The sequence below is a fragment of the Zhongshania marina genome, from assembly GCF_002915595.1.
GTDB classification, from domain to species: domain Bacteria; phylum Pseudomonadota; class Gammaproteobacteria; order Pseudomonadales; family Spongiibacteraceae; genus Spongiibacter; species Spongiibacter marinus_B.
In genome coordinates this window covers 115,562-127,225 of sequence record NZ_PQGG01000044.1, presented here as the reverse complement: position 1 = coordinate 127,225, position 11,664 = coordinate 115,562, and the positions used below count along the sequence as shown (strand labels likewise).

Sequence of the window (11,664 nt, the reverse complement as noted above, 5' to 3'; positions counted from 1 at the left end):
GACTTAGCGCTCGCGAATATGGGCGGTATAGCCGCCTTTATCAGAGGGGACTAAGTCCATAAATTGGTTGATGCAATCCGGCACTTCTTCGCTGCGATGGCTGACGAATAAAATCCGAGTTTGGCCGTGGGCGGCAATTTGATCGACGGCGCCCAGCAGTTTGGATTTTTGCTCGTTGTCTAGGCCAATGCAGGGTTCGTCTAAAATCAGAATACGCGGTGACTTCACCATTGCCCGCGCCAGTAAAATCATGCGCTGCTCGCCAAAGGACAGACGGTCGAAGCGTTGATCTTTGAGGGGAAGTAACTCTAGCGCATCTAGCCAGGCAACTAATAGCTGGCGCTGGCCTTCGCTGTAGTCAGTATACAAACCCACCGAGTCGAACAGTCCAGACGCGACAACATCTATCACCTTGGTGCGCTTTAAATTACTCATTTGCATGCTGGTATTGAGCAGGCCAAATTGAGATTTCACCTCCCATATACTTTCGCCGCTACCGCGCTGACGGCCAAATAAAAATACTTGCTGGCCATAGGCTTTATCATTTTCGCCACATAGCAGACCGAGCAGAGTGGACTTGCCCGCGCCATTGGGCCCGCTGATACAGCAGTGCTGATGGGGCATGAGGGTCCAATTAATATCGCTGAGTACCTGTTTGCCACGGAAGTTTACGTTGATGTCGCGCAGCTCTAATAATGCCGTGTCTGAGGGGTGGACGGGCGCGTCTGCAATGGGTAAGGGCTTGGCGTAGTGGTGAACGGCCTTCGCCTGTTGCTTGGCATCTTTGGCGCTGCATTCCCCCAGTATTTTGCCGTGGGCCATATTGAATACGGTGTCGATGGCGTCAGGTATATCGTTGGCGTCTTTGGTGAGCAGCACGAGCGGTGTTGGCGAGCTAACTAATTCTGCGAGCAGGCTGTGCATCTCTGCTTGGGCTTTTACGTCTAAGCCTTCAAAGGGATTGTCTAAAATTAAGGCGGCGGGTTTGGCGAATAGCGCGCGGGCTAATAAGGTCTTGCGGCTTTCGCCTGTCGAGATGTAGCGAATGCCCTGTTCAAGAATATGGCCGATACCTAAACGCTCACAGAGTTGGCTAAATTCGGCATTTGCTTTTTGACCCTGCAGAATAATGTTTTGCACAGTGGTGCCAACATCGAAGGCATCTTCGCGAGTTTCACTGTCGTCAAAACGGCGATCGCGCTCCATTAATTCGCGGTGTAGGTCAAAGGATATATGCGCAATATTCGCCGGCCCAATATCGTCGGCATAACTCACCTCGCCACTATTGTGGCGCAGCGAGTCGGTGATCAGCTTGGCGAGGGTGGTTTTGCCGGCACCATTGCCACCAAGAATGGCGATGTGCTGACCCTGTGGCCACTGCCAATTAAAGTCGTCGAGGATGGGGTCGAGTTGGTAGGCAAAGCGAATATGTTCAAAGCGGACAATAGGGGCTGACATGTGAAACCGTTACGCAGAAAAATAGGCGCGTATTGTACCATAAGCAAGAGTATCAATAGGGAGCTTGATACTCTTGCGGACAATGCTTAGCAACGTATGCATTGCCCTGGGCTGAGTTGATAGAAATCAACAATTTGCTGCCATGCTTGCTCTGCGGTATCAACAATGGAAATCATATTGACATCGTCGGGGCTGATCACGCCTTCGTCGCGTAAAAACTCTAAATTGATCGCTTGACGCCAAAACTCATGACCGATGAGGATGATGGGCACCCGCTTAGATTTGCCGGTTTGGATAAGGGTCAGGGCCTCGAAGAGTTCGTCGAAGGTACCGAAACCGCCGGGACAAACGATGAGCGCCTTCGCCCGCAACATAAAGTGCATTTTGCGAATGCCGAAGTAGTGAAAGCGAAAGCAAAACTCAGGGCTGATATAGGGGTTGGGCTCTTGTTCGTGGGGCAATACGATATTTAAACCGATAGAGCGACCACCTGCTTCCATTGCGCCGCGATTTGCCGCTTCCATAATCCCAGGGCCACCGCCGGTCACTACATAGAGCTGTTCGTTTTCATCGCAATTTGCAGAGTGAGAGGCGATGAGTTCCCCCAATTTTTGCGCCTGTTGGTAGTGGTGGCTATTGCGCTGCTCTCGTTTTGCGGCACGTATTTTGGCGGGATCACCGTCGGCTTCAGCGGCCTTTAGGGCTGCATCGGCATCCTCTGGGGACAGAAAGCGCGCGCTCCCAAAAATGACAATGGTGGATTCTACGCCGTGTTCTTTCAATATCATTTCAGGCTTTTGCAGTTCCAGGTGGAAGCGTAGGCCGCGTAATTCCTCTCGGAGTAAAAAGTCTTGGTCGGTATAGGCTAGTCGATACGCGGCCGGAATGTCTTGCTGATTACTGGGCATTTCCTCGCGAGCGGATGGGAAGTTGGCGCCACGCAGTTTTGATTTATTCGGCATTTATTATTTCCTTACGAATGACTGCCTTCTATGCTGCGTCAAGTTGGGGAACGGGGCAAGGCCTGTCTGCCTTCTGCCGCAGATTGTTTATTGCGCCAGACGATAAAGGAGTGGAATAACTTGTGTTGGACTGTCTAGGCGGTATGATCTTTGAAAAGCCGCAATAACAAGGCGGGTGATGCTGGCGTTTACAGACTGCAAACCCAAATAATGAATGGCGTGGCAATTCACACAGGTGTTTATGACGCAATCAGACGATTCATTTATCAGTCATTTTTTAAAGCAAGAGTCCGCTGGTGGGATTTTGTTGGTTATGGCGAGTGCCATTGCTATGGTGCTAGCAAATAGCCCCCTTGTCAGTGTTTATAATTTATTGATAGACACCCCAGTAGTGGTGCAGGTTGGCGCTCTAGCGCTCGCGAAGCCCTTGTTGATGTGGGTTAACGACGGCTTTATGGCGGTGTTTTTCCTGTTGGTAGGCCTTGAACTCAAGCGCGAGTTTTTAGAGGGCGAGCTCTCCGACCTGCGCAAAATTATTCTGCCAGGATTGGGCGCTATTGGTGGTATGGTCGTACCGGCACTGATATACGTGCTTTTAAACCCGAATGATCCTGTGGCTATGCAGGGCTGGGCAATTCCAACCGCAACAGATATCGCCTTTGCTCTTGGTGTTTTGAGTTTGTTGGGTTCGCGGGTGCCGCTAAGTCTAAAGGTATTTTTAACCTCACTGGCAATTTTTGACGATATTGGCGCGATTCTGATCATCGCGTTTTTTTACACCAGCAAAATTTCTCTGACCGCCTTGCTGATAGCAGCCGCTTGTATTGTGGTGTTGTGGTGTTTGAATCGTCGCGGCATCGATGAAAAAAGTCCCTATATGATTGTAGGCTTGGTGATGTGGATCGCACTGGTTAAGTCCGGTGTGCACGCTACCTTGGCGGGGGTAATTCTTGCACTGTTTATTCCTATGCGGGCAAAAGATCCTTCGCAAAGTTCACCGGCTAAATCGCTAGAGCACGATCTACATAGTGCGGTGGCCTTCTTCATTCTACCGATTTTTGCCTTTTGCAATTCTGGTATTAGCTTCAGTGGGCTTGGTTTGGATAGCGTTATGCACGGCGTGCCCTTGGGTATTACGCTGGGTTTGTTTGTGGGTAAGCAGCTTGGTGTATTTGCGTTTTGTTGGTTGGGGGTGAAATTAAACTTAACGCGTTTACCTGATGATATGTCTTGGGCCTCTTTGTATGGCACTGCATTGTTGTGCGGCATTGGTTTTACCATGAGCTTATTTGTAGGGTCTTTGGCCTTCGAAGAAACGGGGGTGAACCGAATGTTTGACGAGCGCTTAGGAATTATATTGGGCTCTTTATTGTCGGGTGGTTTGGGCTATGCGGTGTTGCGTTTAAGCTTGCCGGCCAAGGAGTCAGTTAGCCGTTAATGAGTGAGAAATTAGCAAACGACGTTAAAACATCACATACAAAAGTTGCGCTAATTAGCATGGCGGTGCTGTTCGTTATGCTGGCAATTAGTGTAGTTGTTGCCTTGCTGTCTTCTCGAGGTATGCCAACGCAGCTTGGGCTCACCGTGCCGATGTGGGCGTTGATTATTGCCCTTGCAAGCCAGTGGTTTGGTTTTGTGCACGCCTATTTTTATCAGACAGAGCGTTACTACGATTTAGTTGGCGCCATAGCGAATATCACTGTCATCTCGTTTACATTGAGTTTTGCAGAGCACCGAGATCTCCGTGCTCTGCTCTTAGCCGTGCTAATTATTTTGTGGGCGCTGCGGCTTGGTAGTTTTCTATTTGTACGTATATTGAATGACGGCGGTGACGGTCGTTTCGATGATATTAAAACGAATTTCTTTCGTTTTTTATTAACATGGACATTGCAGGGTGTTTGGGTATTTTTTATTCAGCTCTGTGCCATCTTGGCGATTAGTGTTCAAAACACTCAGCCCTTGGATGGATTTGCTATTGCGGGCGGTATTCTCTGGCTGCTTGGTATGACTATTGAAACCGTAGCGGATTGGCAAAAGCGCAGGTTTAGATCGCAGCCCCAAAATAAAGACCAATTTATTAACACAGGTTTGTGGGCCAGATCGCGACATCCTAATTATTTTGGCGAGATTGTGCTTTGGCTTGGTGTTGCGGTAGTGGCGTGGCCGGTCTTAAACGCTTGGATGTATCTCGGTTTATTGTCACCTTGTTTTGTTATTTTTTTGTTAAGCCGTGTGAGCGGAGTTCCGCTACTAGAGGCTCGGGCGGATCGGCGCTGGGAGGGTAATGCTGATTATCTTCATTATAAAAATACGACGCCGGTATTGATTCCTAAGCTGCGTTGATGATTTGCCGAATTTAAATTGGAATAAATATTAGGACGGATTAGTAGTTATGATTGAACCCATTTTAGTGGGGCTCGCCTTTGTTGCGGGATTGGCTTTTCGGCGTGCGGGTATGCCGCCGTTGCTGGGGTATTTGTCGGCGGGGTTTTTAGCGGGCGGTTTGCAGATTGGCGATGCTGAGGTGATCCACACTCTGTCTGAAGTCGGTATTATCCTGCTGCTATTTACCATCGGACTAAAATTGAATATCAGGGAATTGTTGGCGCCACAAATTTGGGCAACGGCGTCTTTACACACTGCTATTGTGGTGCCCTTAACAGCGGGGATGTTATTGGGCTTGGTGTGGCTCATGCCTAGCGTGGAGGCGATAGACACATCGGTGGCTTGGATGCTGGCCTTCGCACTGTCGTTTTCTAGCACGGTATTTGCTGTCAAAATTTTTGATGAGCGAGGTGAGGGCGCTGCCCTGCATGCAAAAATTGCGATCGGTATATTGGTGGTGCAGGATATTTTTGCCGTTACGTACTTGGTGTTTTCTGCCGAGCAGGCACCGTCGCCTTGGGCATTTGCTTTACTCGCTCTACCTCTACTCAGGCCGCTGTTAGTGTTTCTGTTAAAGCAAGCTGGTCACGGTGAACTGCTAATTTTATTTGGTATTGCAGTGGCCCTTGGTAGTGCTGAACTATTTGAAATGGTGCATTTGGAAGGGGGCTTGGGCGCGCTATTATTTGGTGTGCTGCTGTCAAATATTTCTAAAAGCGTTGAACTGTATAAAGGCCTTATTAATTTTAAAGATATTTTTCTAACCGCGTTTTTTCTCAGTATTGGCTACGCCGGCTTACCCAGCGGTGAAATGCTCTTGGTAGCTCTTGCTATCGGCGGCCTAATTTTATTGCGGCCCTTAATTTATTTTACCCTTTTGGTGATGTTCCGCCTGCGGGCTCGAACCTCGCTGTTAGTAGGTTTGTCACTATTTAATTACAGCGAATTCGGACTAATAGTGGCGGCGATGGCGGTTAAAGGTGGGCAGCTTCCTGCGGCGTGGTTAACAACCTTGGCGGTGGCGATGGCCTTGTCTCTGTTTATTGCGGTGCCATTTAATACGCATGTGCATTCTTTATATGCGCGTTTGGCCACACGTTTGCAAAAAATGGAGCGCAGTGAGTTGCTGTTGCAGGAGCGACCCGTGGATTTAGGTGATGCCGAGATTCTTATTTTTGGTATGGGCCGTATTGGCAGTGGCGCCTACGATTATTTGAGTCAGCATTATCCCAATAAAATTATTGGTGTAGAGGAAAGTGCAGACAAGGCCTTAAAACTGAGATTGGCCGGCAGACTGTGTGTGCCTGGGGATGCCAGTGACCGAGATTTTTTAGAGCGCGCAGACTTGCATAGGCGTAAAACGGTGCTGGTTAGCTTAACCAACCATGCTGAGAATGTGGATGTTGTTAAACTGCTTCAACAGCTTAATTACCAAGGACGGATCGCCGTGGTATCGCGATTCCCTGATCAACATGAAGAGCTGACCCGCATGGGCTGTATTACCTTTAATCTTTACGCAGAAGCCGGTCATGGTTTTGCGGAGCGGGTAATGGAAGAGTTGGTCTAAGTAAATTTCCCTATTGTTAAATCCAAAAAGCGAGTCTTCTCGTACGCTGAGTGGATAGCACTGTCTAAATAAATGAGTTAGTGCAGTAGCTAGTCAAAGTCAGTTAAGCGGTGCTGCCGTTTAACTTTTCAGTGCATAGGATTTGTTGCTGCCTCACTTAAAGGTACTTAGCGTATGGAAATTTTAGATAATAATTCACAAAACCGCTTTGGCTATACTTCATTTCATCGCACGGCTCTGGCTGGAGCCGTGCTGATAGCTGCTATGGGCCTAGCCGCTTGTGACGGAGACGATGGACGAGATGGTGCTTCAGGTGCAGCGGGGGCTCCCGGCACTAATGGTAGTAATGGTTTAGACGGGCAAAACGGCACCCCAGCTTTTGCGCCGGCGACGATTTTAGTGGCCAGCAATGGTGGGGGTGATAGCAATGTAAGGGTACGAAATGAGTCATTGGGGTTATTAAATACCTATAGTAGTGGTGCTAATGAAGGCTTGCTGGTCGATCAGGCGGGGCATTTGGTGCAGGCACAAGATGCGGTGATGCCGGCTAGTATTGTGACTGCGTGTAACGCGGTCAGTAGAAATAGTGGTGATGCAAGTCGAGCGCTTAGTGGCGCCAGCACTGGTTTAGTGACTCCCAAGGGCATTGCTAAAATAGATAGCGCGGGTTTGGTGGTTGTGGCTAATGTTGGTGGCAATAATCTATTGATATTTGGCGCGGCTGCAGCTGGTGATCAAGCTCCTTTGGCCACGGTTAGTTTGGGTGCAAACGCTTGGGATATTGTTTATGACGATACTAAAGACCGTTTGTTTGTCGCCCAAACGAATGGTTCTGTTGCGGTGTTTGACGACTTTTCAACCGATCTTGGCGCGATGGCGCCGCGGATATTCACTTCATCAACTGCTGGTGCCACCACCAATCTTCACGGCATAGACTATGACCCAGCAGGTGATCGCTTAGTTGTTAGCGATGTGGGCTCAGCTGCCGATGCAACTGATGGCCGTCTGTATGTATTTGCAAATGCCAGTACTGCCACTGGTAGTGTCACCCCGAGCGTGACTATTTTTGGTCCTAATACTCGTTTGGGTAATCCTGTTGATCTTGAGTTAGTTGGCAGCGATGTTCGTATTGCCGAAAAATCTAATGATGCGATTTTGGTTTATCGGAATATTTTTGAAAGTGCTGGCGGAGATTTACCCGCTGATGTGGCCTTTGCAACAACTAAGCCGGAATCTATCGCGGTTCTGCTAAATTCTGAACCTGTTTCGGGTGCAACAGATATTACAGACTCAACGACGGCTTATAGCTTACTTACCACCAGTAATCCCGGTGCTGGCCCAGCAGGTCTGCTTTTTAAGACCTCTCGTAACGTAGGTACTCCGGTGCAAACCTTTAATGCCGCCAGCGCAGCTACTGGTTTAACAGGTATTGAAAATGTAGTGTTAGACCGCAATGGCGATGCTTATATTGCTTATAACGCCGGCGCAACCCCGGGAATTGCTGTAGTAAGTGCCTTGAATGGTCGTAGTGGGGGTGGTTTTGACGTGTCCCGTGATCGCACCATCTCTGGCGCCAACACCACATTGGTGACTCCTAAGGGCGTTGAAATTGCTGACGACCTCGGTCTAATTTTAGTGTCTGACACCGGTGTAAGTGGAGTGCTTATTTTTAGCAGCTGCGCGGCAGGTGATGTGGCGCCGTTGGCAACGCTGCCGGGTACCGGTACGCCGTGGGATAGTGACTATGACCCACTAAACGATACTTTGTATGTGGCTCAAACCAACGGCAGTGTCGACGCTTACGATAACTTCTCCGTTGATCTTGGTAGCAATGGCGTATCAAGGACGATTACGCTCATCCCAGCTGCGACCAATTTACACGCTGTTCGCTACGACCAGCGTTCAGACACGCTTATTTTGAGCGATGTGGGTTTGGCTGCTGATGCCGCCGATGGCGCGCTATTGGCGCTGGAGTTTGCCTCTACAGCCAGCGGAGATACGGCGGTAACGAAGCGCGTTGCCGGACCGCTGACGGGTCTGGGCAATCCTGTTGATATCGCGTTTGATGGCGCTGATTTGTATGTGGCAGAAAAAGCCAATGCTGGTGGTGCGATTCAAGTCTGGCGTAACTTTCTGACAGACACCAGTCTCACTGGCAGTGTTGCCCCTAGTAGCTCCGTGGCGACGGTGAACCCAGAGTCGATAGTGTTGATGCGTAAGTTCTAGTATCAATTTAATAGTAGTATAAAGCTCAAGCCCGCAGTCTTTTTGACTGCGGGCTTTCTTTATTCTGCAGTATTTGCTTATTTAAACGGCGCTAGATAAATATTCTGATCTGAGGGTTTGCCCCTTTCGATGTTTCTGGCAAATGTCCATAATATTGGCGAGAAGCTGGAACGCTTGTCCGGCAAGTTGAATTCTGCGGGAGCACTATGGAAAACAATAACCCTTGGTTACGTGCAGAGATTGCGCAATGGCTGCGGGAGGGCATTATCACCGATCAACAGGCACAAACGCTGTATGCCCGCTATCCGGCGTTTGTTGCGTATAAGCCAAAGGGTGATGGTGCGTGGGGGAAGGTGGTTTTTGCCCTGCTAGGTGTTGGTGTATTTGGGCTGGGGGTTATTCTGCTGTTCGCCTATAACTGGGAGGGAATGCACCGCTATATGAAATTGGCGGCAATTGGGCTTGGTATTCTTGGCGCGCACGGCGCGGCTTTATTGATGGCCAAGAATGAGAAATCCAATCCGCGAATGATAGAAAGTTTCCACCTGCTTGGCACAATGTTATTCGGTGCTGGGATTTGGTTGATTGCACAAATTTATCATTTTGATGCGCATTACCCCGATGGTTTTTTTCTGTGGTGTCTTGCCGCACTGAGTTTGGCTTGGGCCCTACCATCGATTGCGCATGCAGTATTGGCGACGATTTTATTGCTGTTGTGGAGCGGTTTAGAGACCTTTGAGTTTGGTCGTCATTTGCCGCTCGCGACCTGGATCTTATTATTAGGCTTATTGCCGCTGGCCTGGATGCAGCGCGCCTCATCTCTATTGGCTGTCTTGTTGCTAGCGTTGCCGCTGTCGTATGCCTTCACGGTAGTCGGTCTTGGTGATAGATATTTGTTTGCACTTGGCCTGCTGTTATTAGGGAGCTACTTCGCGCTTGCGCGCATTGTTTCTGTCAGTGCTTACCCAGAAAGTAGTGGCGTATTTTCACTCTGCGGCAGCCTGTTGTGGCTGCCCTTGATTTACGTGGGTACGTTTACGGGACTTCCTTCCCTTTCTGGTATGTCTGAATTACCGGGATTTGGGCTCCTATATATTCTGCTGCCCTCACTGTTAGTTTTAGTTGCATGGTTTGTTGCACTTGTTCGTAAGGGTAGCCGTCCAGCGAGTTTGGAGCAGTGGCTAGAAAGTGGCTTGGTGTTGTTTGTGTTATTGCTCGCGGTGCTGCCCAGCTTGTCGGGAGCTGATCTCAGCGGCTGGAGTCGAGTGGTGTTTAACCTCGCATTTTTAGCACATGCCTTATTTTATGTGTACCGAGGTACTGAGCATTTAAGGTCAAAATTATTGTCACTTGGCTGTGTGATGCTCGTGCTATTGGCGGTGGCGCGCTTTACAGATTTATTCGAAAGTTTACTGGCGAGGTCGGCTATTTTCCTATTACTGGGCTTATTGCTCTTTGTGATTGGTGTGCGGTATTCCAAACAAAATACTCGTCGTAAATTGGAGAAGCCCCGTGCGTAAACTATTTATTGTACTGTTGGTGCTGGGTCAAATTGTGATTTTGGCGTTTATGGCTGGCGAGCGTGAATGGATTCGGGTCAGCGGCGAGCGAGTGTATTTACGTACAGCGCCGATTGATCCCCGTGACCCATTTCGCGGAGATTTCGTACGTTTAAGTTATTCCCTAAACAGCGTTGATGTTAGTCGGTTTCGTTCATCCACGCCTGCGAGTTCATTAAAGCGCGACGCTAAGGTGTATGCCGTATTAGCGCCGAGCGCGATGGGTGTGTATCAGCTAGATTATCTCACCGATCGCAAGCCTAGCTCGGGTGTATTTTTACTGGGTCGAGTGAATCGTGATGTCAGCGGTGGTCAAATACAGTTGCGCTACGGTATCGAACAGTATTTTGTTCAGCAGGGGCGCGGTGTAGAAATAGAAGATAAGCGCGGCGCTGGTAATGCCTTGCAAATTCCGATGGAAGTGGAGCTTGCGGTAGGTAGCCGTGGCCAAGCGGTACTAGTGGCTTACCGTTGGAGCCGCATTGGTATTCGTTTAGAGCAGAATACCGAGCTAGCGACAGAGGAGCGCGGCGAGGGTGCGCCGCCAAGAAGTCCTTTACTCATCGTCACGCTTAAAAATGTTTCTGATGCGCCTTTGCAGATCGTTGATAACGAATTGCATTGCGGCTTCTCTTTGCAGGCAGAGGGAGATACTGGGCGCCGTTACACAATGGCGGATACACGCTGCAGTACTTATAAATTGCAGGCGAGCGATGTGCTTACCTTGGCGCCGAATGAGGAGTATCGCGTGGAGCTAGATACGGCTTTGCCGCGTTGGTATGTCTTACAAGACGGGGTCACGGGCTCTGCGTCACTTGCTGCTGCGGCGCCCAATGAGCGCTTTCGTATGATTTATCGGCCGCCGCTGCCAGCGGCCGATACTGAAGGCGTTGCGGCTATGTTGTGGCAGGGGGAATTGGCATCACCGGCCTTTAATGTGCGTGGGCGAATCGATTAATTTTGCGGTGGCGGTCCTTCATTAAACGCCTTAATTCCCGTTGCTAGCACTTCCCATTTGGCCTTGGAGCCAACGTAGAGGTGGTAGCCAATTTCTATATCAGGGTCGCCGTTGATGCATCCCAAGGTTACCCCGTGCGGTGCGCCCTTGTGGGTGCCGCACAGGGTTGATCCGCATTTACTGCAAAACTGAAAACCAAAATCCGGCATCGATTGATAGCTGCTCAGCAAATCCGCACCTTTTAGCCATGTAAACTCTGCCGGATCTACCAGTGCATATGCAGAGGCTGCCGAGCTAAACGCTTTGCGGCAGCGGGAGCAGTGGCAGGATCTGGCGTCTTTTAATTTACCGTCTATTTGGTATTTGATACTTCCACAAAAACATTCGCCGGTGATGGCCATATTGATTTTCCGTTTTGGCTTTTATCGGGGTTGAACGCAGATAAGCAGCTTTAAACTATACAATATATTTAATTGCTGCCCCAGAGCGGTGCTGCGGGTATCGGCTTAATAGTGGGGGTTGGCAGGGGGTAACTCGGCTTCACTCTGT

Annotated in this window: 9 protein-coding genes; 6 read left to right on the top strand and 3 right to left on the bottom strand. The window is 49.5% G+C overall.

The window, feature by feature from the left end:
• Positions 1-3: 3 nt before the first annotated feature.
• Both C0068_RS19070 and C0068_RS19065 read right to left on the bottom strand, forming a co-directional pair.
• Positions 4-1,458, bottom strand: a complete 1,455-nt coding sequence (locus C0068_RS19070) for an ATP-binding cassette domain-containing protein (protein WP_103686056.1) — start codon at positions 1,456-1,458, stop codon at positions 4-6.
• An 86-nt stretch (positions 1,459-1,544) separates the two neighbouring features.
• Positions 1,545-2,420, bottom strand: a complete 876-nt coding sequence (locus C0068_RS19065; protein ID WP_103686055.1) for an LOG family protein — start codon at positions 2,418-2,420, stop codon at positions 1,545-1,547.
• Between the two features lie 241 nt (positions 2,421-2,661).
• Here C0068_RS19065 and nhaA point away from each other — a divergent pair, with 241 nt between their 5' ends.
• The 6 genes from nhaA to C0068_RS19035 all read left to right on the top strand — a co-directional run bounded on the left by nhaA (position 2,662) and on the right by C0068_RS19035 (position 11,115).
• Entirely contained in the window at positions 2,662-3,858 is a 1,197-nt protein-coding gene (nhaA, locus tag C0068_RS19060) for a Na+/H+ antiporter NhaA (RefSeq protein ID WP_103686110.1), read from the top strand.
• On the top strand, positions 3,858-4,763 hold the full coding sequence (locus C0068_RS19055; RefSeq protein WP_103686054.1) for a DUF1295 domain-containing protein: 906 nt from the start codon (positions 3,858-3,860) through the stop codon (positions 4,761-4,763). Before nhaA ends, C0068_RS19055 begins: the two co-directional genes overlap by 1 nt.
• 49 nt (positions 4,764-4,812) lie before the next feature.
• Complete coding sequence (locus tag C0068_RS19050; protein ID WP_103686053.1) at positions 4,813-6,372, top strand: cation:proton antiporter family protein; 1,560 nt, start codon at positions 4,813-4,815, stop codon at positions 6,370-6,372.
• A 174-nt stretch (positions 6,373-6,546) separates the two neighbouring features.
• Positions 6,547-8,598, top strand: coding sequence for a hypothetical protein (locus tag C0068_RS19045; protein ID WP_103686052.1), 2,052 nt, complete (start codon positions 6,547-6,549; stop codon positions 8,596-8,598).
• 206 nt (positions 8,599-8,804) lie between these two features.
• Positions 8,805-10,118: a DUF2157 domain-containing protein gene (locus C0068_RS19040; protein ID WP_103686051.1), complete on the top strand. Its 1,314-nt coding sequence runs from the start codon at positions 8,805-8,807 to the stop codon at positions 10,116-10,118.
• Positions 10,111-11,115 carry a GDYXXLXY domain-containing protein gene (locus C0068_RS19035; protein ID WP_103686050.1) on the top strand — a complete coding sequence of 335 codons (1,005 nt, stop codon included), beginning with the start codon at positions 10,111-10,113 and terminating at the stop codon, positions 11,113-11,115. The genes C0068_RS19040 and C0068_RS19035 overlap by 8 nt, the downstream gene beginning before the upstream one ends.
• Here C0068_RS19035 and C0068_RS19030 read toward each other — a convergent pair.
• A complete protein-coding gene (locus tag C0068_RS19030; protein ID WP_103686049.1) occupies positions 11,112-11,516 on the bottom strand; it encodes a GFA family protein in 405 nt (134 codons plus the stop codon). The two genes, C0068_RS19035 and C0068_RS19030, sit on opposite strands and share 4 nt — an antisense overlap.
• Between the last annotated feature and the right edge of the window lie 148 nt (positions 11,517-11,664).

What these genes read in the sequence shown, in the direction of transcription:
- C0068_RS19070 (WP_103686056.1), bottom strand. Translation starts at nt 1,458, where the DNA reads ATGTCAGCCCCTATTGTCCGCTTTGAACATATTCGCTTTGCCTACCAA.
- C0068_RS19065 (WP_103686055.1), bottom strand. Translation starts at nt 2,420, where the DNA reads ATGCCGAATAAATCAAAACTGCGTGGCGCCAACTTCCCATCCGCTCGC.
- nhaA (WP_103686110.1), top strand. Translation starts at nt 2,662, where the DNA reads ATGACGCAATCAGACGATTCATTTATCAGTCATTTTTTAAAGCAAGAG.
- C0068_RS19055 (WP_103686054.1), top strand. Translation starts at nt 3,858, where the DNA reads ATGAGTGAGAAATTAGCAAACGACGTTAAAACATCACATACAAAAGTT.
- C0068_RS19050 (WP_103686053.1), top strand. Translation starts at nt 4,813, where the DNA reads ATGATTGAACCCATTTTAGTGGGGCTCGCCTTTGTTGCGGGATTGGCT.
- C0068_RS19045 (WP_103686052.1), top strand. Translation starts at nt 6,547, where the DNA reads ATGGAAATTTTAGATAATAATTCACAAAACCGCTTTGGCTATACTTCA.
- C0068_RS19040 (WP_103686051.1), top strand. Translation starts at nt 8,805, where the DNA reads ATGGAAAACAATAACCCTTGGTTACGTGCAGAGATTGCGCAATGGCTG.
- C0068_RS19030 (WP_103686049.1), bottom strand. Translation starts at nt 11,516, where the DNA reads ATGGCCATCACCGGCGAATGTTTTTGTGGAAGTATCAAATACCAAATA.